Annotated in this window: 19 protein-coding genes; 1 reads left to right on the top strand and 18 read right to left on the bottom strand. The window is 63.3% G+C overall.

All coding sequences use genetic code 11. From position 1 onward, the window contains the following. Positions 1–151 precede the first annotated feature (151 nt). From CFB35_RS25580 to CFB35_RS25600, 5 genes are all read right to left on the bottom strand, one after another. The gene (locus tag CFB35_RS25580) at positions 152–853 is read right to left on the bottom strand and encodes an ABC transporter ATP-binding protein (RefSeq protein WP_006484776.1); all 702 of its coding nucleotides are present in this window, start codon (positions 851–853) and stop codon (positions 152–154) included. After that, positions 853–1,626, bottom strand: coding sequence for a high-affinity branched-chain amino acid ABC transporter ATP-binding protein LivG (livG, locus tag CFB35_RS25585; protein WP_059584445.1), 774 nt, complete (start codon positions 1,624–1,626; stop codon positions 853–855). The genes CFB35_RS25580 and livG overlap by 1 nt, the downstream gene beginning before the upstream one ends. Further along, a complete protein-coding gene (locus tag CFB35_RS25590) occupies positions 1,623–2,894 on the bottom strand; it encodes a high-affinity branched-chain amino acid ABC transporter permease LivM (RefSeq protein WP_059584443.1) in 1,272 nt (423 codons plus the stop codon). Before CFB35_RS25590 ends, livG begins: the two co-directional genes overlap by 4 nt. Positions 2,895–2,905: 11 nt before the next feature. Beyond that, entirely contained in the window at positions 2,906–3,832 is a 927-nt protein-coding gene (gene livH / locus CFB35_RS25595; protein ID WP_059584442.1) for a high-affinity branched-chain amino acid ABC transporter permease LivH, read from the bottom strand. A 183-nt stretch (positions 3,833–4,015) separates the two neighbouring features. Next, positions 4,016–5,134: a branched-chain amino acid ABC transporter substrate-binding protein gene (locus CFB35_RS25600; RefSeq protein ID WP_059584440.1), complete on the bottom strand. Its 1,119-nt coding sequence runs from the start codon at positions 5,132–5,134 to the stop codon at positions 4,016–4,018. A 786-nt stretch (positions 5,135–5,920) separates the two neighbouring features. Between CFB35_RS25600 and CFB35_RS25605 the strand changes: the two genes are divergently transcribed. Next, positions 5,921–6,574 (top strand): hypothetical protein, encoded by a 654-nt coding sequence (locus tag CFB35_RS25605; RefSeq protein WP_089465723.1) that lies wholly within the window; start codon positions 5,921–5,923, stop codon positions 6,572–6,574. Positions 6,575–6,674: 100 nt separating this feature from the next. Here the strand turns inward: CFB35_RS25605 and CFB35_RS25610 are convergent, their stop codons facing one another. The 13 genes from CFB35_RS25610 to CFB35_RS25665 form a co-directional block, all read right to left on the bottom strand. Further along, positions 6,675–6,896, bottom strand: a complete 222-nt coding sequence (locus CFB35_RS25610) for a hypothetical protein (RefSeq protein WP_059584438.1) — start codon at positions 6,894–6,896, stop codon at positions 6,675–6,677. 498 nt (positions 6,897–7,394) lie between these two features. After that, positions 7,395–7,751 carry a hypothetical protein gene (locus CFB35_RS25615; RefSeq protein WP_143328758.1) on the bottom strand — a complete coding sequence of 119 codons (357 nt, stop codon included), beginning with the start codon at positions 7,749–7,751 and terminating at the stop codon, positions 7,395–7,397. A 61-nt stretch (positions 7,752–7,812) separates the two neighbouring features. Then, positions 7,813–8,253 (bottom strand): SMI1/KNR4 family protein, encoded by a 441-nt coding sequence (locus tag CFB35_RS25620; RefSeq protein ID WP_059584436.1) that lies wholly within the window; start codon positions 8,251–8,253, stop codon positions 7,813–7,815. Between the two features lie 372 nt (positions 8,254–8,625). Next, entirely contained in the window at positions 8,626–9,249 is a 624-nt protein-coding gene (locus tag CFB35_RS34620; protein ID WP_124657679.1) for a hypothetical protein, read from the bottom strand. Between the two features lies 1 nt (position 9,250). After that, on the bottom strand, positions 9,251–13,549 hold the full coding sequence (locus CFB35_RS25625; protein ID WP_226094019.1) for an RHS repeat-associated core domain-containing protein: 4,299 nt from the start codon (positions 13,547–13,549) through the stop codon (positions 9,251–9,253). Beyond that, complete coding sequence (locus CFB35_RS25630) at positions 13,546–14,010, bottom strand: DcrB-related protein (protein WP_059584433.1); 465 nt, start codon at positions 14,008–14,010, stop codon at positions 13,546–13,548. The genes CFB35_RS25625 and CFB35_RS25630 overlap by 4 nt, the downstream gene beginning before the upstream one ends. 18 nt (positions 14,011–14,028) lie before the next feature. Continuing rightward, positions 14,029–16,167, bottom strand: a complete 2,139-nt coding sequence (locus CFB35_RS25635) for a type VI secretion system Vgr family protein (protein WP_059584432.1) — start codon at positions 16,165–16,167, stop codon at positions 14,029–14,031. Between the two features lie 133 nt (positions 16,168–16,300). Continuing rightward, complete coding sequence (tssF, locus tag CFB35_RS25640; RefSeq protein ID WP_089465725.1) at positions 16,301–18,181, bottom strand: type VI secretion system baseplate subunit TssF; 1,881 nt, start codon at positions 18,179–18,181, stop codon at positions 16,301–16,303. 288 nt (positions 18,182–18,469) lie between these two features. After that, complete coding sequence (locus CFB35_RS25645; RefSeq protein WP_059584428.1) at positions 18,470–18,982, bottom strand: OmpA family protein; 513 nt, start codon at positions 18,980–18,982, stop codon at positions 18,470–18,472. Between the two features lie 86 nt (positions 18,983–19,068). Continuing rightward, entirely contained in the window at positions 19,069–20,337 is a 1,269-nt protein-coding gene (locus CFB35_RS25650) for a diguanylate cyclase domain-containing protein (RefSeq protein WP_059584426.1), read from the bottom strand. Next, positions 20,334–21,032 carry a YfiR family protein gene (locus CFB35_RS25655; protein WP_059585088.1) on the bottom strand — a complete coding sequence of 233 codons (699 nt, stop codon included), beginning with the start codon at positions 21,030–21,032 and terminating at the stop codon, positions 20,334–20,336. The genes CFB35_RS25650 and CFB35_RS25655 overlap by 4 nt, the downstream gene beginning before the upstream one ends. Positions 21,033–21,461: 429 nt before the next feature. Further along, positions 21,462–22,187, bottom strand: a complete 726-nt coding sequence (locus CFB35_RS25660; protein ID WP_059584425.1) for an SMI1/KNR4 family protein — start codon at positions 22,185–22,187, stop codon at positions 21,462–21,464. A 6-nt stretch (positions 22,188–22,193) separates the two neighbouring features. Next, on the bottom strand, positions 22,194–22,472 hold the full coding sequence (locus CFB35_RS25665; protein WP_124862821.1) for a hypothetical protein: 279 nt from the start codon (positions 22,470–22,472) through the stop codon (positions 22,194–22,196). Positions 22,473–22,701: the final 229 nt, after the last annotated feature.

Below are 22,701 nucleotides of genomic sequence, written 5' to 3' on the forward strand. Positions count from 1 at the left end.
GGAAGCGAGGAAGTCGCCGATTCGACTACGATCGAAGCCGAATCGGCTGCGGATTCGCTACACAAACGGGAATGGCCCCCATCGTACCGACACATCCGGAAACAACGCTAAAAAGCCGCCGGCCCGTTGCAGGCCAGCGGCTTCCCGCCGATCAACCGCCGAGATACGCTTGCTTGATCCGGTCGTTCGCGAGCAGGTTCGCGCCCGTGTCGGCCAGCACCACGCGCCCCGTTTCGAGCACGTAGCCGCGATCGGCCACGCCGAGCGCCTTGTTCGCGTTCTGCTCGACCAGGAACACCGTGACGCCCTCGTCGCGGATCGTCCGGATGATGTCGAAGATCTGCGCGATCACGAGCGGCGCGAGGCCGAGCGTCGGTTCGTCCAGCAGCAGCAAACGCGGCTTGCTCATCAGCGCACGGCCGATCGCCAGCATCTGCTGCTCGCCGCCCGACATCGTGCCGGCCCGCTGCGCCGCGCGTTCCTTCAGGCGCGGAAACAGCTTGAACACGTGCTCGATGCCGTCGTCGATCTCGTGACGGCTCGCGAAAAAGCCGCCCATCTTCAGGTTCTCGAGCACCGTCAGGCTCGGGAACACGCGCCGCCCTTCCGGCGAGATCGCCATCCCCTGCCGCATGATCTGGTGCGTCGACATCGCGGTGATGTCGTTGCCCTCGAACAGCACGCGGCCCGACGACGCGCGCGGCGTGCCGCATACCGTCATCATCAGCGTCGTCTTGCCGGCGCCGTTGCTGCCGATCAGCGTGACGATCTCGCCCTTGTTCACTTCGATCGACACGCCCGCGAGCGCCTCGACCGCGCCGTAGTGCGTATGGACCTGTTCCAGCTTCAGCATCACTCTTCCCCCAGATACGCCTTGATCACGCGCGGGTCGTTGCGGACCGCTTCCGGCGTGCCGATCACGATCGGCCGGCCGTGCTCCATCACGAGGATGCGGTCGGACACGCCCATCACGAGGCTCATGTCGTGTTCGATCAGCAGCACCGATACGCCGAATTCACGGCGCAGCTTGTCGATCAGGTGCTGCAGCTCGATCTTTTCCTGCGGGTTGAGGCCGGCAGCCGGCTCGTCCAGCATCAGCAGGCGCGGCTCGGTGATCATGCAGCGCGCGATCTCCAGACGCCGCTGGTGCCCGTACGACAGCGTGCCGGCCGGCCGGTTGGCGACCGCGGTCAGCCCCATCCGGTCGAGCCACACGGCCGCGCGTTCGAGCGCTTCCTTCTCGGCGCGACGATACGCGGACGTCGCGAACAGGCCGTGCAGCAGCCCGGCCTTCACCTTCCGATGCTGCGCGACGAGCAGGTTCTCGACGACGGTCAGCGACTTGAACAGGCGGATGTTCTGGAACGTGCGCACCAGGCCCTTCAACGCGATCTGGTGGCTCGGCAGCCCGCCAATCGCGTGGCCGTCGAGCACGACGTCGCCGCCGGTCGGCTTGTAGAAGCCGCCGACGCAGTTGAACACGGTGGTCTTGCCCGCGCCGTTCGGCCCGATGATCGCGAACACCTCGTTGCGGCGCACGTCGAAATCGATGCCGTCCACCGCGAGCAACCCGCCGAAGCGCATCTGCAGCCCGGCAACCTTCAACAGTTCTGCATTCGCGCTCATTGCGGCAGCTCCACGTGAGGACGGCTCGCGGGCAAGAGGCCCTGCGGACGCCACATCATCATCAACACCATCACCAGACCGAAGATCAGCATCCGGTACTCGGCGAATCCGCGCGCGACTTCCGGCAGCACGGTCAGCAGGATCGCCGCGAGAATCACGCCGAGTTGCGAACCCATCCCGCCGAGCACGACGATCGCGAGAATCAGCGCCGATTCGATGAAGGTGAACGATTCAGGATTCACCAGGCCCTGACGCGCGGCGAAGAACGCGCCGCCGATACCCGCGAACGCCGCGCCGAGCGTGAACGCCGACAGCTTGATGCGCGTCGGGTTCAGGCCGAGCGAACGGCAGGCGATCTCGTCGTCGCGCAGCGCTTCCCATGCGCGGCCCATCGGCATGCGGATCAGGCGGCTCGTCACGAACAGCGTGAAGCCGACCAGCACCAGCGCGATCAGGTACAGGAAGATCACCATGTGCTCGCCGCTGTATTCCAGCCCGATCAGTTCGTGGAAGGTCTTCGCGCCTTCGACGCTCGCCGAGCGCGCCATTTCGAAGCCGAACACCGTCGGCTTCGGTATGCTCGAGATGCCGTCCGGGCCGCCGGTGAGGCTCGTCAGGTTGTTCGCGAGCAGGCGGATGATTTCGCCGAAGCCGAGCGTGACGATCGCCAGATAGTCGCCGCGCAGGCGCAGCACCGGGAAGCCGAGCAGGAAGCCGAACGTCGCCGCGGCAATCGCCGCGATCGGCAGGCATTCCCAGAACGACAGCCCGAAATACTGGTTCAGCATCGCGTACGTATAGCCGCCGACCGCGTAGAAGCCGACATAGCCGAGATCCAGCAGCCCCGCGAAACCGACCACGATGTTCAGCCCGAGGCCGAGGATCACGTAGATCAGCGCGAGCGTCGCGACGTCCACCGCGCCGCGCGAGCCGAAGAACGGCCACACGAGGCCGACGGCGAGCAGCACCCAGATGATCACGCGCTGCTGCTGCGCGCCCATCGCGGGCATCGCCGGCAGCTTCACCGCCGATTTCGCGCGCACGAGCCACGGCTTGAACAACTGGAACAGGAACACGGCCGCGACCGCGATCCATACCGGGCGCCAGTGCGGCGTCAGCACCACCTGATAGCCTTCGAGCTTCAGTTGCAGCCCGAGCACCGGAATCGTGAGGATCGCCGTCAGGAGCGCGGCGGCCGCGGCATTTTTCAGCGCCTGGCCGATCGACGCGTCGGCAGCCGGGCGGCGAACGGAAATGACTTGACTCATCTGCGTCTCCGTCAAACCTTTTCGATGTCCGACTTGCCGAGCAGGCCGGTCGGGCGGAAGAGCAGGATCAGCACGAGCAGGCCGAACGCGACCACGTCCTTGTACTCGGCCGGCATGTAGCCTGCGGCGAAGGTTTCGGCGAGGCCCAGCAGCACGCCGCCGAGCATCGCGCCCGGAATGCTGCCGATCCCGCCGAGCACCGCGGCGGTGAACGCCTTGATGCCCGCGACGAAGCCGATATACGGATTCAGCTTGCCGATCGTCAGCCCGATCAGCACGCCGCCGACGGCCGCCAGCATCGCGCCGAGCACGAACGTGAACGAGATCACCCGGTTCGTGTCGATGCCGAGCAGGTTCGCCATCTTCATGTCCTCGGCGCACGCGCGGCACGCACGGCCCATCCGCGAATGCGAGATGAACAGCGTGAGCGCGATCATCAGCACGATTGTCACGCAGACGATCAGCAGGCGCGCATACGGAACCGTCACGTCGTAGTCGCCGCCGAGATGGATCTCGAACGCGCCGGAGATCAGCACCGGCACCGACACGTCGCGCGCGCCCTGGCCGATCTGCACGTAGTTCTGCAGGAAGATCGACATGCCGATCGCGGAGATCAGCGGCACGAGGCGCGGGCCGCCGCGCAGCGGGCGATACGCGACGCGCTCGACCGCGAAGCCGTACAGGCCGGTGACGATCACCGACACGATCAGCGCGGCGCCGAGCACGAGCGGCAGCGGATAGCCGGCGGAGATGCCGATCGCCGTCAGGGTCACGAGGCCCACGTATGCGCCGATCATGTAGATCTCGCCGTGGGCGAAGTTGATCATGCCGATGATGCCGTAGACCATCGAATAGCCGATGGCGATCAACGCATAGATCGCACCCAGCGTCAGGCCGTTGACGAGCTGCTGGGCGAATTGGGGAAAAAAGTCAGTCATGTGCGGGAAGCTCCCGTTGGCGCTGGGTCGCGTGCCGTCGCCGGATCACGGCGGCCGGCCGCGCGCAGCGCACGGTGTCGTCTCGGGCCGCCCTTTGGCGCGCATGGGGCAGATGCGCGGCCAATACGCACCCGCCCCGTCCGGGTTTCGGGCGGGGCGGGTGCGCGAGCGGATACTCCGTTGTTACTTGGCGGCGGTCTTCGTCGCGTCCTTGTGCCACGTGTACACGACGAACTTGAACGCCTTGAGGTCGCCCTGCGCGTCATACGCGACCTTGCCGATCGGCGTGTCGAACGTCGTCTTGTGCATGTACGCGGCGACCTTCGTCGGGTCCGTCGTCTTCGCGCCCGCGATCGCGTCGGCGATGATCTTCACCGCTGCGTACGACGGCATCTGGAACGGGCCGTTCGGGTCGCGCTTCTTGTCCGCGAACGCCTTCACGAGCGCCGCGTTGGCCGGATCGGCCGAGAAGTCGGCCGGCAGCGTGACCAGCATGCCTTCCGAGGCCGGGCCGGCGATCGCCGTCACGTCCTTGTTGCCCACGCCTTCAGGCCCCATGAACGTCGCCTTCACGCCCTGCTCGCGCGCCTGGCGCATCAGCAGGCCCATTTCCGGGTGGTAGCCGCCGAAGTAGACGAAATCGACGCCTTGCGACTTCAGCTTCGTGATGATCGCCGAGTAGTCCGAATCGCCGGCGTTGATGCCTTCGAACAGCACGACCGGGATCTTCGCGGCTTCGAGGTCCTTCTTCACCGACGACGCGATGCCCTGGCCGTACGACTGCTTGTCGTGCAGGACCGCGACCTTCTTCGGCTTCACGTTGTTGATGATGTAATGCGCGGCAGCCGGACCTTGCTGGTCGTCGCGGCCGATCGTGCGGAAGATGAAGTGGCGCTTCTTGCCTTCCGTCAGCTGCGGCGCGGTGGCCGACGGCGTGACCATCACGATGCCTTCGTTCTCGTAGATGTCCGAAGCGGGAATCGTCGAACCCGAGCACACGTGGCCGATCACGTACTTGATCTTCTGGCTGACGATCTTGTTGGCGACGGCGACGGCCTGCTTCGGTTCGCACGCGTCGTCCATCATCACGACTTCGAACTTGTTGCCGCCCGCACCGCCTGCCGCGTTGATCTGTTCGATCGCGGTCAGCGCGCCGGCCTTCACCATGTCGCCGTATTGGGCGACCGAGCCGCTCATCGGACCAGCGATGGCGATCTTCACGGTTTCCGCTTGCGCGGCGGCGGCGCCCGCGGCGAACAGCACGGCGGCGACGGAAATGGACGTAAGACGGGACAGCGTCATCTGGGAGCTCCTCGATGTTGTTTAGTCATACGGGCAAAGGCGGCATGACTTGCGCAATCGAACAGCACCCGGGGCGAGGACAGGGGACACGCCCGAGACACATAGAAGACGGAACTCCAGCGGAATGTTGCGTAGCGGGGCCCGGCTCTTGCAGTCCCCGAAGGGGACGTCTGGTTCGGAAAGACATCGTGATGCGTCTTGCATTGCGCAAGCGTTTCGCCTGCCCCGCTTGCCAAATCGCTCGTTCGGAGGGATGGTCCGACAGCCATTGGCAAGGCAGCCGAAATTATATGGGCGTTTTTCAATCGTCTGTCAAAAATGCCTGTCGATTGAGGGAAAACACGTACGTTTTGGAGGTGGGCGGGTGGCGACGGGGGCGCAACCTCCGGAAGGCGGGAACGCTTGCTTTGGGTGCAATCGGGTTGCTATTGGGCGGGGAGACCGGGGTGGGTTCCTTGCTGGGCGTGGCGTCCGGCGAGGGCGTGATCCGCGATGGTGCGTTTTGTGGGCGGCCCAGGAGTCGATCGCGGGAAACCAATCGACTGATGATTGTGTGAGTGCGCACCAGAACGGGCGCTCGACATCGCGGCAAATCTTACTGTTTACCTTTGACGCTAAACATTTTGAAAGCTTTTTGAGATTTCCATGAAATAATGTGGCCTCGCTTCAGCAATCCAGCCAGCCTCCCTGCAAGTCGCGCCCGCCGCGCCTCGCAGTCGCTTCAGGGACGCTTCGACGTCCCCCTTGTCGCTCAGCCGCCAGCCAGTGATTTGCCGTTTTTGTTCAATGCACATCACCTGCTTCGAATCATCGATGAATTGCCCAATCCGCCTCTCTTCCGCCGCCGCGATTGCGTGTGCGCTTTCTGTTTGTGCTGCCCATGCTTCCGGACGCGATACGCTGACCGACCGGTCGGCCGGTGCCAATGTGTTCCGCTCGGAGCGACGTGCGGCCGCCCGGGATGATGGGCATGCGGCGCGGTTGAGCCGCAGGCGGGTGCAGTTCGCCACGCCTGCCGAACGCAGCCCTTTCGATACGCCGGATACGCGGCCGTTGCGGGTGACGAGCGATGCGCTTGTTGCATCGCCGCCCGCTTCTTCTGAACGGGAACCCGATCTCGTCTTGCCGCCGAATCGTGTCGCGCTCGGCGCGGGCGGGAGCGACAGTTTGGGGCGCGCTGTGCCGCGGTATGAGCAGCGCGAGCGGAACTGGAATGAATACCTGCGCGCTAATGGATCGCGGGCGGCTGTGAGTGGCGGCTCGTATGCGCCGCAGCGGCCGTACGATGCACCGCGTGGTCCGCACGGCGCGCCGAATCCGTTCGATCCGTCGGTGCCGCAGCCAGAGACGCGGACGTTCTATGACAACGGCTCAGGGACGAAATGCACGGCTACCGGCGGTGCGGGGACGTCGCGGTCGTCTTGCGATATCGCTTGGTGATGCGTGGTTTGGGGTGGCTGCCGCCGGTTACGGCTGCTCTACCCCGTCCGGCGCGCTGCGCGACGTCGCGCAGCGCGGCCGCATCCCGCGGCGTTGCCGTTTACATCTGCGTGATGATCAGCCTGCCCGGCTCAATATCGATCCTCGCCTTGCGGCCCGGAACAAAACACGCATCGTTGATCAGCCACATGCCACCAATCTTCATGTACGGATAAAACGTCTCCGGCCTCGGATCCATGGTCTTCGGGGTACCCCACATCTCCTGGATCGTGACGAAACGTTCCGTCTTCGGTGGTCGTGCTTTATGATTCGGCTTAGCCATGGACAACTCCTGTTCAGTTGGCTGTGGTTAGCGGGTCGTGAGTGTTGGTAGCACTTGCGGCCCGCGCTCGTTTACCGCGGCGTTTTTATGGTTCGGATTCCTCCTTTGTTGGTGAATCGGTGGAAGCGATACTTCGATTGAAGATCAGTGCCGTCTGGCACTTCCGTTCACGTGCACTGCGGGCACACGACATCGTCAGTTGGACATTACCCATTAAACCATCGTTGGCACACATGTGAGCGTACGTTAGCCATTGGGTATAGGTACGCGGCTTGATCAGCTTTCTTGTTATTGCGTGCGTTGACGGCAATGGCGAGCAGGTCGATGCCTGCGCCGCCTATTCGGAACATGCTTGATCAGAACGTGACGATTTGAAACAATTCGGCGAGTTCAGACTCGACGTTGTGCGCCAGGCTCGATACTCGTGCAGCCAACGCTGGGTTTTTGAGTGCGCACGCTTGTGAATGTCACTTGTGCTGAGCGTGTGCCCCGTCATCCTCATTCAGCGGGAAAGTCCCTATTTTTATAGCTGCCCCACAAAACCCTAACTGGCCAGCTATCCGATTTCCCGGCCAACATGCTCTTTGTGATCAGTTCGACGTCGTCTGAAACTCTTCCCGCGATGTCGGAATTTCCCGAGGCTCGAAACGAGAGCTTGAATGCCTTCTCTCTAATAAAATCCAGGAATTTCCTGTCGCCGACTACGAGGTCGAGTCCGTCGACTTCGCTAAACGCTTGCACCCAGAGATCGCCGAATGATGCGGCATCCCTTTTTTCAAGTAAGCCATCGAAGTCCATGCCAGTAAAAAAATCGAAAAATCCCGGCTTGGATATCTCCGCATCGATACTATTCAAAATCTCATTGGCATTCCATAATTCCTGTTCCTTGTGCCGATGACACTACCGCGACCAAACGCTAGCCGAATGCCTGATCTTCAGAAACGAGCGAGCTGATGAATTGGTCAAATGAATCAGTCAGACGCCGATCAGCCTTCAGGCGGTTCTCCAAGTCCGTCAACGTTTCGTCGTAGGTGTCGGTCAACCAATAATGTACGGCACCGCTATCGGTGTCGACACAGAAGAGATTACCGCCAGGATCAGTGGCAAATGGAACAAAGGTTCGAGGGTATCCTCCCTTACCCGTGACTCGCGCATAAATGCTTCGAATGCTAGGCGCGCTCGCATCCTGCGTTCCGATAGGAAGGAAGTCGTGGACCCATATCGGCTCCCAATCATCCTTCATTGGAAACCAGTCGAGAACTGGCATGCACCCATTGAACTTGAGGTAGTGTCCCTTCATCGCTTCCGGTAGCTGGACGCCTAACTCTCTCTCGAGCTTCTCTATGCCCGATTTCATCGTTGTCGCGATAATAATCCACCTCCTCAAAAACCAGCCAGCACCCCGCCTCCATCATCTTTATTTTTCCTAATACAGCCCAATTGATAGATCGGTCAACCAATTGCAAAAGCCCGCCCACTTGACCGTGGTGATGCCAGGTTGTACCGCTAAATGCTCTTCCTCTAAACGTACCGAGTCTCGTTGGGGCAACGTATTCGGAAATTCCGGGATACCTTGCCTCGAGTGCTGAAGCGAGCGCCGGGTCATTCTTGATCGCGTAGTGAAGCTATCTGTTCCCTTCGCTGAAATGCTCTGCATCAGTCAAGCGATACATACCTTTCGATAGCCGAGGTGTGTATTCCTTGGCGACCTCTGCAGACCGATGCAATTTCATCGTTTCCTTTTTGCACGCCACTCTTTGAATGCAAGCGCAATCGCATCTGCTTTGTCATTGCATGCGTTTATTCCGCCTATCCACCAGTCCATCCCCTCTTTTTCAATAATCGATTTCACCAATCGCGAGTTCCATGCCACGCCTTTTTCGAGGTAGCCAGAAAGATATAAATTTATACGCCTAACAAGCTGCGGATTAGAAAATATCGTCATATCATCCAAATCCCTGCGCACGCCCGGTTTTTCAGTGAATTTCTCGCCACCCTTATAATAAATTCCCAACTCTTGATACGACGGCCCCTCAAATTCTATTTTCGAGAAGCCAGATTTATCCGAAACATAAAGAGGATCCGATGAAAGTATGGGCCATTTTACAGAGCAAAAATTTTTCCCAAAATCAAATGACGCCATAATTGGATTGAACAGACGAGACTTCTTTTCGAATTTTTCAGCCCTCCCCCCCTCCAACACCGCCGCGAAGTCAACATTAAAATCATCAAAAACCTCAATCCATTTTGTCGCCCCAACAAAAATCACTCGAGAATACACAAACCCCCACTCACCATTCACTTCTCCGGGAATTGCAACAACGTCACCCGGCGTTACTTTCAATAAAGCCATATCATTTGCCTCCACATCGACCCAACCCGATTTCCTTTGCCTTTTCATTATAAAACTTCACATGAGAAAGGCCACGCTCATCCGTTCTCAACTTGTTGATCGGCTCAATGACATTGCCTGGAAACCCGGTTTTGGTATTAAATTTTTCCCTATATGCTTGCTCATACCCCTTTGCTTGACTATATGTCAACGTCCCGCCTGGCCCTTCAAGAGAGCGGATTTCTGTTCGCCCTCGAGCGGCTCGTCCTGTGCCTACATGTTCAGAGAGGCGATCGTCGAGCGATTGTCCGGTATGGCCAACGTAGTAGGGTTCATTCGCTCCGGGCTCGTAAAGACCATACGTTGAATACCCAGGCGCATCCAGGGGAGTTACCGCCCATCCCCATGGGTCAATCCACGAAATCGGGTTGGGCGCATATTGATAAAGGTTGCGCCCACCGGCAAGCCCGATCGGATCTGGATTGATGAACCGCCCGATATCCGGATCGTAGAACCGGAACGTGTTGTAGTGCAGGCCGGTCTCGCGGTCCAGATACTGCCCCTGGAAGCGCAAGTTCTGCGGTCGCGGTGCGTGAGCCGGCGCTGACGCGGCCGCTTGAACCTCTCCCCACACCGCTGTCGGTCGCTGCGGCGCCCGCGCAACCCACTCCTCCTGCACCGCATTGCCCCACACCTTGTAGCGCGCCTGCCAAACCAGCTCGCCACCAGCGTCAGTCAGTTCCTCCGGCAACCCCGATACATCATTGTGGAAGTAGTAAACCGAATCCCGTCCATCCGCATCATTAGCCGCTGCCTTCCCTTGATCGATCCGGGCAAGCGGCACATAACTATTGGACTCGTACAAGTACGTCAGCGCTTCCTCGCCCTGACGATCGTGATACGTCTCCTGCACCAACCGCATGCCGTCCCACAGGAAATCCGTACTCGCATAACTGCCATTGAGCTTCCTGATCCGTCGACCGAACGCGTCGTATTCGAAATGCGTCGTTGCAACCCCGAGCCGGTCCTTCGTCACGACGGTCTTCAACTGGTTCCAGTCGTCGTATTCAAGCGTGAGCTCTTTAGCCGGCCCATGCCCGCTCACCTTACGAACGAGCCGCCCATACGCGTCGTACTCGAAGCGCTTGTCCTCGAACATCTTGAGCCGGTTGTGCTCGACGTAGCCACCCGGGTGATCGCTCGACACCAGGTTCGCCGCGGCATCCCACCGAAACACTTCCGACGGCAATCCCGGCCCCACCGCCTGTTCGATGCGCCCCGTCGGGTCATACCGATAGCTCGTCGTGCCGTAACGCTGGTCACGCTTCTGGATCACGTCGCCAGCGGCATCGTATTGCCACTGCTTCGCAAGCAACTCGCCGCCCGCCGCGCCGCGCTGCGCAGTTTGCCGCGCACGGCGCCCCACCGCGTCATACCCGAAGTGACTCGTCAGCTTGCCCTGCGTCCGCAGCACCTCGCGATGCAGGTCGTCCCGTTCGATGTCCGCAACCGTGGCACCGTCGAAACGAATCTGGTGTACATGCCCCGACCCGTAATGCAGCCAGTCGATCGTGCGCTCGCCGGAAATCGTCGTGCTGACACGATTGCCGAGCTCGTCGTAGGTGTGTGCGAGCCAGCCGGTCGGCGTGTATTCCTCGACGACTTCTCCACGCTTGTCGTACTTCAGGCTGACGCGATTCTTCAACGATGGTCCTCGGGCAGCAAGCGTGTACAACTCGGCCGATGTGATCCGGCCTGCCTCGTCGTACAGGTATTCGCAACGCTCGTGCGCGGCTTGCTTCGCCGTCAGCCGCCCAATCGCGTCGCGCTCGTATCGTGTCTCGAGCTGCCCATCGCGTACGATCGTGCCTAGACCGCACACGTCGTACTCGTACATACGCCTGTGGCCATCGAGACCGATCTGTGCGGAAACGAGATCGCGACGGTCGTACTGAAAGCGATACGTCTCACGATTCTCGTTGGTCAGGCTCGCCAACCGGAACGCCTGGTCATAGCCGAACTGCACGACCCGACCCGCAGCATCCGTGCGTGCAAGCAACAATCCACGCGGATTGACTTCGTAGCGCGTGCTGCGCTGGTTTGGATCGACGACCTCAATCAGCCTTCCGGCCGCGTCGTAACGGAACATCTGACGCGCACCATCGGCCGTCCCGATCCCCGTGACTCGCCCCATCGCATCCGTTTCGTACACCGTGGCATTGCCGGCCGCATCGGTCACCCGAGCGAGCGCACCGCGTGCGTCATACGCAAACCGCGTGACCTTGCCGGAACAGTCGGTATACGCGGTCAACTGCGCCCGGCCATTCCATTCAAGGAACTTGTACCCGCCGCGCGCATCACGAATCGTATGCACGAGCCCGCGATCGTCGCGGTAATACTCGGTCGCAAAACCCGCCGGATCGCGCGTCATCGTCAGGTTGCCGCGCGCGTCGTAACGATAGATCCATCGCGCGTTGGTCGGATCGATTTCCGCAACAGGCAGATCGTAGTGCCCATTCCATTCGGTCCGCTCGACGTGGCCGAGCGCGTCGATGCGCTGCGTCTGCCGCCCGCGCTCGTCATATTCGAAGCGAGTGACATGGCCGGCCGGATCGGTCGTGCTGACCAGCTGCCGCATCGCGTTCCATTCGAGCCGCCACACGTTGCCTTCGGCATCCGTATAACTCGTCGGCTGCTGATCCTCGTTCCACGTCCAGACCGTCACGCGCCCGATCTGATCGGTGATCGTCACCGAACGCTGCGCGAGATCTGCGTCGAACGTGTACGCTTCGCCGTCGTCGGTCCAATGGCGCATGACACGCGCGTCGCGGCCCACATCCTGCCACGCATAAAAGCAGTTCAAGCCGCCGGGCAACGTGTGCTGGACCATCAACCCATACTCGTAGGCAAACCGTCGCCCGGTGTGGCCGCTGCGATCAGTCACGGCCACGAGTTGGCCGGCATCGTCGTACGCATAACGCACCAGCGTGTCGGGTTGCTCTCCGTCGACACCGCGCGTCAGTTCGATCGTGGCAATGCGTCGAGGATGAGGCTTCTCGTAACCCAGCGTCAGCACGCGACCCGCGCTGTCATGCAACCGTACCGGCCGCATGACCTCATCTACCGCTTCCTGCTCGACCTCGATCCAGTTGCCGTTGCTATCCTCGAGCCGCCGCAGCTTGAGCATCTCGCTGTCCGCATCGCTGCCCGCGCGGCCGAAATCGCGATACAAACCATCGACCGTTTCGACCACATAGTGCCCGCCGGCGGTACAAATCAGGTAAATGCCTTCCGGCACGCTGAAATGACTCTCACCCGGCGACACCGCCGGAAACTCGATCTCGCGCCCCTGTTCGTCCCAGTACGTGATCGACGTGACGACGCCGTTCTCCCGCGCCACCCTCAACTCGACACTGATCGGCACGCTCCAGCCGACACCGAACAGGCCATCGGCGCGATCGTCGTGGCTGCTGTAAAAACGCCGCCAGACGATCGGCAGCGGGCCCGGCAACACGAAGTCAGTATCGTCGCTGCCGTCGAGAATCTTGCCGCCGGTGATCACGTTGACGGGATGGCCGGCCGACGGCTGCATCTTGCTGCCGAGCCATGTGCCGAATATGCCGGCCGCGAAATTCATCGCGAGACACGGCAGCTTGCCCTTGACGAAATCGCCCCAGCTTCCCTTGCCTCGGCCACAGAGCGCAAGCGCTATACCGATTGCCGCGCCGAGCCCGGCGACCCACGGCCGCGCCGCGCTGATGTCGCGCACGGTCTTCGTGCCGCCGCCGAAGAAAACGTCCGGCGAGCCCTTCGAGATCGTGCCGTCACAGGTGGTCTTGTCGTCGACCCGCGCCGCAGGCAGATCGTTGATGAACACCACGTCGGACCCTTGCGCGACGAATTGCGGACCGGGATGGTCGCTGCACAGAACCGGATCCATGTCCGCGCCATCGGCCGCGCGCGCGGCCGGCTTCCCGTTGACGAACACATCGGGCGAGCCGTTCTGGATCGTGCCTTTCTCCACGGGCGGAGAAATGGCGTTGCCGAGCCCCTTCGCGGCCTCGTCGATCTTGTCGTTCAGGCCCGAGCCCTGCATGTAGGCGGCCACGCCGACGCCGATCGCCAGCACGATCGGCGTCGCCAGCCCGCCGGTGCCAATTTCGAGCGCACCCAACGCGCCGAACACGAGGCCTTCCGCTATCGTGGTCAGCGCCCATCCGATACCCAGGCCGCCCAGCAGCGACCCGCCCATGCCGAGCAAATCGCCCGCAAGCGTCGTGTGGGTAAAGGGATCGTCCTTGCGAGCGGCCGGTTGACTCATGGGCGGCCGGCATCCGAAACGAGCGTGGGCGCAACCGGGCGCGGCTGGAAGCTCTCCAGCATGCGCGCGGCGAGCGCACGCTGTTCGTCGTTGAGCGGCGCGGCATTGGTCAACGTCATCACGATCACCTGCCCACCGGCATCGAGCCGAAACGCCGTCTGCATCTGATGAAAGGTGCGACCGTCCTGTTCATGCGTCGATTCCGTTTGCACGCCGGGGCATTCCGCCCGCCCGACCGTCACCGGGCGTCGCGACTGCACATTCAGATTCTGCGCGGTGCGCGACGCTTGCGCCCATTCGCGCTCGACGAACGCGTCGATCGACTCCTGCTCGCGCAGCCGGCCGCGGGACACGACGAGACTCAGCCCGCCCGGGCCGACGGGAAGAATCAGCATGTTGACGGTGCGATCAAGCGCCGCGTCCGGCAATTCGAATGTGCCTTCATGGATTGCGTAGTGCATGGCTGGTTTCGTTCGAGTTTATTTGTTGAGATCGATGCGCTTGCCGTTGACCGTCACACCGTCGTCGGTCATCAGGATCACGGAGCCGTTGTGCTCGAGGCGAATGCCTTCCGGCGCGAGCGAGATCGAGCTGTCCTGCACCTTCAGCAGGATGCCGCGCTCGGCCACATAGACCTGCGTGCCGCCGCCGCCGTCCTTGGCCGGCGTCGTCACCTCGACGGTCGTGGCCGTGGTGCTGCGCTTCTCGGCGATCGTCTCGGTGAGGTTGCCCTGCGGAATCTGCTTTTCTTCGCTGCCCGTCGCCACCAGCACGGTACGCATCGGCCCCATCACCTTGTGCGTCTCGTTGTTCTCGACGACGGTGTTCATGTCCTTCTGCGCGTGCATGAAGAATTCCTGCATGCCGTTCGTGTCGGTCATGCGGATCTCGTTCGACCCCTGCCCCTTGTGCGTCTGGCTCTTGATCCCCATCGTCTGGCCGGCCGCGCCGTGATACGGGTTGCCCTGCTCGCCGTTGAACACGCGGCCGACGATCACCGGGTTATCCGGATCGCCCTGATTGAACGCCACCAGCACTTCCTGCTTGATCCGCGGAATCGCGGCCGCGCCCCAGCCGTCGCCCGCCCACGGCTGCGACACGCGCACCCACATCGAATCGGAGCCGTCCTTCTTGCCGCGCCGGTCCCACGGGAAATGCACCTTCACCGCGCTGCCGTTCGTATAGATTTCCTCGCCCTTCGGCCCGACGACGATCGCCGAATGCGTGCCGTGAATCACCGGCTTCGGCGTCGCGCGCGGCGCACGGTACGGGATCTTCTTCGGCAGCAGCGAGAAGCTGTTGCGGTACGGCAGCTTCGCGCTGTGCTGCGTGTAGTCGTTCACGGCCTCGTGACGCACGTGCAGGATCACGTACTCCTGGTTGTTTTCGAGCACCGGGTGGTTCGCGACTGCCACGGTTCCCGCCGTGGTCATGCGCCACGCATAGCCGCTGCCCGTATAGCGATGCGCCTGCGCCTCCTCGGCCTCCATCGCGAAACGCGCGTAGCGGTTACCGTCGTCGCCGTGGTCGTACAGCGACTGGTGCTCGAACCGCTCGGTCGCGTCGAGCCGTGCGTGCTTGAGGTTCTGCGGCCCGGCCTCCACCAGCATCAGCGGCGACGACGGATTCTGGTGATTGAAGTCGCGGAACGTGATCTTGCCGACGCCGAAACGCCGACCTTCGTGCAACTGGTCGATGCCGCTGTCCTCGCTCGCCTCGGTCGCCGCGAACGGCACGGTGGCGAGCCCGTCGATCGGGCGGAACAGCAGGTTCGTGTCGCCGATCACGAGAAAGTGCTTGTCCTTCTCGTAGCGGTGCGTCCACACGAGCCCCTCCTGCTCCATCAGCCGCGCGCAGAAGTTGTAGTAGCTCTCCTGGTACATCACGACGTATTCGAGCGGCTTCTGGCTCGTCCGGATATCGAACACGAAATCGGAAAAACCGTGTTCCTGGAAGATCTCGGTGAGGATGTCCTGCGCGGTCTTGTTCTGGAAGATCCGGCAGTCGGTGGAACGCGTGAGGAACCAGAACCACGGCACGGCCGTCAGGTGGTATTGCGTGACGTTCCCGGGGTTGCCGGCGCGGTCGAACGACGCGACGTAGCCGTCGAAGTAGCGGTCGTTGTCGCCGGTGCCCGAGGCCACGACGCGTTCGAGGGTCGACAGGCGCGCCTGCTGGTCGAAGCGGATCTTGACCTGCTGGCCGATCAGATCGTCCGGGCGCAGGTCGTGGCGATGCGACAGCAGGTCGAGGTGGATCTCCGGCAACCGGTTCACATGCTCGTCGATGACAGCCGCGCTGACGAGCAGCACATCCGGGCCGAGCGGCGTATCAAGCGTGACGTAGCGGTTGAGCTGGGTCAGGCGCGCGGGGTTGGCGGCGCCGTTGATCGCCTCGGCAATCGCGCCGGGCGTCTTCTCCATCAGCGAGAAGCCGGTCTGTGCGAGTTGCAGTGCCCGCTGGACGGTGTCGACGTGCCCGGCCAGCCCTGCGAGCGGCCCGAGACTGCCGGCCACACTCGACGCGACCGGGCCGGCGAGGCCCCCGAGCGCGCTCAACGAGCCGAGCGCACCACCGCCCAATCCATTGGGAATACCCCCGTTCGGAGCGAAACTCATTCTTGTTCCTTGCGTGTGATCTCAGGTTCCGTAAGCCGGCTCGCCGGCCCGAAGCCTCGATAATGTAGGGTAAAACCCGACGGCTTGAAAGACGTCCGCAAACGTTTTCGTTCGAGCCCTGAAAATCGGGAAACTAGACCAGTGGCTGGGTGCCCGGACGCGGCGCCCCACGCCGAAGCACCGCACCCGTAGCGGCCGAAAACAGCACGACCTGCACGAAGCTCGTGACCGGCACGTAGGGCGCGAAGAACCGGTCCATCACGTGCGCGAATCCGCTCAGGCTGAACGCGGCGAAACGCTGCTCGTCCACGACCAGCCGCACCTCCAGCCCGTGCACGAACGCCGATGCCGGCTTGCCGGGCAGCCAGCCCCGCACGCGCGCGGTCGACAACGACACGATCGCATCGAAGCGCCGGCCGGCGTCCATCGAGTTCTCCGCCCAGCGCGCGCAAAGCCGCCTGAGCTGGGTCAGGCCGCCCTTGTCCAGCCGGACCGCCTGCGGCACGAGAAGCGACAGCAGATCCCACAGCTCCCCATGGCGGAAAGCGGTCGGCCGGCTCGCGGTCGGCCGGTTCAGCAACATGACCGTTCCCGCCGGATCGCCCGCGGGCAACGCCAGTTCGCGCTCGCGCATCGCGGACAGATCGCCCTGCGTGCAGGACAGCCGGATCTCCAGCTTGCGATGGCCGGGGTCGGCAGGTCGCCCGTCCTGGTCAACGAGTTCCAGTTCGACACCGCGGAGCGATTCGGCAGCGTCGGCCGGGGACGGCGCCGGGCGCGCGTCCGTCTCCTTGGCGCGCGGATCGGCGGGTTCCTTCGGTGCCCGCCTTGCCTCGTCGTGCAACACCGTCCAGAACAACCCGGCACGCCTGTCCGTGCCATGGCTTAGCGACCGGAACGGCGCCAGCGTCGACGTTCCCGAGTCGCAGACATGACGCACGGCATCGATCGACCAGATAGCGGTGCGCGGCGCGCCCGCCTGCGCGAGCGCCCTCACCGCATAGTGCGCGCAACCCGCGCGCGTCTCGATCGGCTGGGCCTCGTCCTGAAACAGGTTGACGACCGGCGTACAAAACAACCGGACGTGGTCGCCCGTGGCGGCGGCCAGGCGCCGGGCGCGGTGCGAATCCGGATGCACGCCCGCGATCGCGAGGTGAAGCGCGACGCGACGGCTGCCGCCGGCGATTCGCTTGATCTTCCGCATGTCCACGTCGACAAAGTCGAAACGCTCCGGCATCGCGCAATACGCCATCAGCAAATGGAGCGGCCAAAGCGCATCGTCCGGCCGCACGTCGAGCAGCGCATCGGCAGGATCGAAGCCGGCGGCCGTGAACGTCGCGTCCGGCAGACGCTTCCAGCGCGTCGAATCGCCTGCTTCGGCAAAGCTTCGGCCGGCAAGGAGCAACGCGGCGTCGGTGAGCGCCGCGACGATTTCCCGCGTGCCGGTGAAATGCACGCGCACGGTGTCCGGCACGATGGCGAAGGTGGCGTTCGGCGTGGTGAGCTCGAACGTGAAAGTCAGCAAGCCGGTCGTTTCCGCAGGCCACGCGACGTCGCGTGGCGCGATCGACGATGTCGTGTAACGCACCGACGACACCGTGAGCGGCACGACCGCGACGTCGTCCGCGACGCGGAATACTTCCTTGCCGATGGGCGTGATCAGCTTGTCGCCGCGCGACACGACGCGCGGCGCAGTCAGGTCGCTGCTGCGGTCGCCCAGAAATTGCGCAATCGCGCATGAAGGAAACGGGCGCAGGAAAACACCGTGCAGCGTGTCGAGAAAACCGTGCGTAAACGCCGGCACGTCATCTTCGATGCGCATGTCGTGGCTCGCCGCCATCAACGCGAACGACTGCAACAGGCGTTCGACGTGCGGATCGTCCGAATGCTCGCCGTTGATCGCCAGCCGGGCGGCAATTTTGGGGAAGCGCTGGGCAAACTCCTGCACTGAACGGCGCAGCAGCGTCAGTTCACGCTCGAAGTGCGGCAGCAGATCCTTGGGTTCGATGGCCATCCTCGTTCCGTCCGTCGCCGCATGTGCGTATGACGATGCGGCGTTCAAAAAGGCGGAACGATTTTATTGGGACCACCTATTGTTTCATTCGCGACGCATCGACCGGGCGTCATTTCTGCGATGACGAATACTGCCGATGCCGCGCCTGAATGCCGCGAACATCAAGGCTCGCCGCTTGCAAACGGCCGCTCGGGCACTTTCGCGTCAATGGTGGCGAACCGTTACAGCGGACGGCACGGCGTGCGTGTCGGCGCGTCTACACACACCACCCATGCGCGGCGTGCCACCTCACCGCGGCGAGACCACAATCGCCGCCCGCCGATTCTGCGCGCGCCCTGCGGGCGTCCTGTTATCGCCCACCGGATCGCGCTTCCCTTTGCCGGCAATCGCGATCTGCTTCGCGTCGAGCCCGACGTCGACCAGTTCGATCGCCACCGCCTCCGCCCGCCGCCTCGACAATTCGATGTCGTACTTCTCCGTCCCCTCGTTATCCGAATACCCATAAACCCGCACGCCGTTGATGCCCGCCGACCGCAACGTTCGCCCGATCCGTTCGACGATCCGTCTGACGTCCGGCTTGAGGTTGTATCGATCGAAATCGAACAGAATCGGCCCGGTCGAACCGAACTCGAACCCCTGCCCGGTCTCCTGGAACCCGGCCGACTTCAGCGCCGTCACCTGCGTCTGCGTCAGCCCCCGATGAAGCGGCGGCGGCGTGTTGCAGCCCCCCAGCAGCATGCACAGCAGCAGCGCACTCCCGACGCACATCCGCCCCGTGCTCACAGGAAACGAGTGGTTCATTTCGCATCCCCTTCCATCGCGCCCGCTCTGCAAGCGCTTCTTTTAACCGCCGCCGCGGCCTCGCCCGCGGCGCGAGTCGATCGACATCACACCGGCCCTGCCACGCTCTCCGCCAGTTGCCACGATCCCGGCCGCGCGCGCTTGGCGCGGTACATCGCGATATCCGCCGCGCGCAGCAGGCCGCTCGCGTCGGATGCGTGATCGGGAAACAGCGCAACGCCGGCACTCATCATGGTGGCCACCACGCGGCCGTCGGACAGCTCGATCGACGGCGCCATGCCGGACAGAATCTCGTCGGCGATCCGGCACACGCTGCCCGCTTCAGGCACCGCCGCCAGCATCACCGCAAATTCGTCGCCGCCCAGGCGCGCGACGAGATCGGCCTCGCGCACCCGCGTGCGCAGCCGCGACGCGATGCCGATCAGCACCGCGTCGCCCGCATCGTGGCCGAGACCATCGTTGATCTCCTTGAAGCGGTCGCAGTCGAGATAGAGAACCGCGACCCGCTGCCCCGTCAACGTGGCGTCGCACAGCGCCAGCGCGAGACGCGATTCGAACTGCACGCGGTTGGGCAACCCGGTGAGCGCATCGTGCGTCGCCTTGTGTTCGAGCGACGCGTTCTCGTCGCGCAGCGTGTTCTGCCAGTCTTCGAATTCGTCGAGCAATGCGTTGAAGTCGTCGCCGAGCTGGTTCAGTTCGGCGATCGCCGCCGGCTCGACGCGCCGCGCGAACGCACGCTCGCGCCGCACCGCGTGCGCGACGCCCGCCAGCGCGCGCAGCGGCGAAACGATGTTGCGCAGCAGGCGCTTCGAACTGACGTACGCACCGAACACGCTGACGGCCAGGCAGCCGAGAATGCCGCCGACGCCACCGAGCAGGAAGCCGAAGAACTGGTGCCCGCGGCCGCGCACGACGACGTGGCCGACGATGATGCCGTCGTGCATCACCGGGACGGTCACCGGCCCCGGCAGCGCCACGTCGGCGACCGCGCGCTCGAGCCGCGCGATCCCGCTTCCGGCCGGCAGCTGCCACGTGGCGAACAGTTGCCCGTTGCTGTCGGTGACGACCACCTGCGCGACGTCCTCGTCGCCGGCGATCATGCCGATCGCCTCGTTCGCCGCGACGCGATCGCCGAACACGAGCGCCGCCTCGACCGTGTAACCGAGCGAGCGCGCGAGCAGGTTCAGGTTGTTGCCGGCATACGCGCGCAACGCGATCACGGCGACGACGATCAACGACACGGCGGCCATCGTCACGGCGACGAACGCGAGCCGCAAGTGTGCGCGACGCAGCACGCTTTGCAACGTCGGGCGCGGCACGGGCGAAGCGGGAACGGGAAGCGAGGGCCGTGTCATGGCGTCACCGGCCGTCGTGCGAGATTGAGGACGTTCGGATGCACGCGCACGCCGCTGCGCGCGACGGCATCGAGGTTGATGTCGAACGACACGCGATCGCCGTCGACGTCGAGGCAGAACATGCCGCCCGCGGTGCAGGACGGATCGTGTTCCGCGATCGTCAGCACCGGATGGCCGGCCAATGCGGCTCTCACCCGCGCGCGCTCGTCGTTGTTCAAGGCGCCGAGATAGACGACGTCGCATGCGATGCCGAGCGACGGATCGTCGAAGCGGACGCGTTGCACGTCGAGCAGCGTCGAGCCGGCCTGCAGCGTGTCGGTCAGGCCGCGCGCGTAGTCGGGGCGCCCGGTGATGCACAGATGCAGGCGCACGGGCGTCGTCGGCCAGCGCGTGAAGCTGATGATGCCGAGTACGACGTGGCGCACGGCCGCGTCATGTGACGAAATGGCGGGATCGGCCGGGCTCGCGGCGGCGGCTGCGATGAACCCATTGTCGGCCGGGCCGTCCGTATCGGCGAACGCTCCGGCGAGCACGGCAGGCGCGGCGCCCAACACGCAAACGATTGCGAACAACGCGTGGCGCAGCGAAGTGATCCGGCCGGGCCGGCGCGTCGTCCGTGCGGCGCCCTGCGCCGCGCCCGTCGGCGTCGCTGCCGTCGCAAGACAGGCAGCAGCCGCACACACTTTCGCTTCCATGATCGCAACATCCGCCGGCATCGCTCTGGCGCTGCCTCCTGCCTCCCTCCATGCGCGCAAGCACCGAACGACGCGCACGATTTCTTCATCTTAGGTAAAAATTCGGATCACCAAGCAGTGGGAAACACCCGCGAAAAACACCCTGAATGGTATGGATCCGGTGCCGCGGCACGACGAGGCTGGCAATCGCGTCGACCGAAGCCGATCGGGTGTCGACGCGTGCAGATTGATCAGTGGATTGGACGCCCGTGCGCGGAAAACCTCATACGTTCCCACGCGTCAGGTGAGCGCCGGCAAATCGAATGACATCTCGCAACGGCTTTCGGGTCGGCCGGAACACTGCATTCGCAACCGCAGAAGTCGCGCGTGCGGCACGCGGCATGGACCTACGGTTGTATGCGCACCGGCCCGAAACGACGCACCAGGTCGTCATCGCTTGTCGGCTTCCTCGACGAAAATCTCGAACCACGCGTTCATCACGGCCCAGAAATCCACCGGTTCGAGTTCGGTCGGGTTCTCGTGCCACCAGATCCGCCCTGCGTCGCTCCCGTCGCCGGCGCTGTTGCGCAGGTCGAGGCACAGATAGTCGCCGCCGCCATTCTGGAACACCGTCCACACGAGATCGGGATTCACGCCGAGCTGGCGCGTCTCGTCGGGCGTCAGGTCGAGCTTGTCGGTCAACGCGGTCTGGTCGCCAATCGGCAACGGGCCCATCGAGTTGGCCGGGAAGAACGTCCAGCCGTTGTGCGTGAACTGGTAGAAGCTGCGCAGATCGTCGGGTAACGCGCGCCACAGCGGCATGTCGTCCGATACGAGCTCGCCGAGCGGCGGATGGCCGATGAAGAAGTTCAGGTCGTCCTGTTCGACCGTGTACGGATACAGCAGGCACAGATCGCCGCTCTCCTTCTGGAACACGGCGGGGCGCCGCAGCTTCTCCGCGAAGAACTGCTCGACCGCCGGCAGGCGGCCGGCGACGCCCGCCCACATCTTCGCGAGCCAGTTGCCGAGCGCGGCGTCGGGCGTATCCAGCAGCACGCGCCACGCGGTCGGCACCTGCACGTCGGCGGGAATCTCGTTCGCTGCAAGCCAGACCTGGCCGCGCAGCTTGAAGCGCTTCAGTTCGGTCGTGTAAGTCGTTGCGGAAAGCTCGATCATTGCCACTCACACCGCCGTCTTCGCCGTGTGCTGGATGTGTTCGTCCTGCGACTGCACCGAAATCGCCTTGCGCACGATGCTCGCGTGCTGGCCCTGCGTGACGATGTTCGTCTGGTTCGGGCCGTTCACGACCGTCACATGATTGTTCTGGACCGTCGGTGCGATCTTGCCGACGGCGGGATTCGCCGCCGCGGCCAATTGCATCGCGCCCGACTGCAGCGCGCCGGCAAGCGGGGACGATCCCGCGGACTCGGCCAATCCGGCGATTCCTGGCAACTCTTTCATGGGCCCTCTCGCTTTCTTTTTCGATTGCCGCATGCGACGCGGCATTACTACATGTCGGTGTCCGAAATATTAATTTCGGAATGCGTCTCCGACGAAACGCGATTCGCGGCTTTCAGGCCATCAACGCAATCGCATTCGCCAGCAGACGGACATTCGAGAAAATCGCTATCTTCTCCCACGTTTATGTCTTTTTCTTGGCGCGGTCGGTTGTCTCTCAGGGCAAGCGGCG

Source organism: Burkholderia sp. AU16482 (assembly GCF_002223285.1).
GTDB classification, from domain to species: Bacteria; Pseudomonadota; Gammaproteobacteria; order Burkholderiales; family Burkholderiaceae; genus Burkholderia; species Burkholderia semiarida.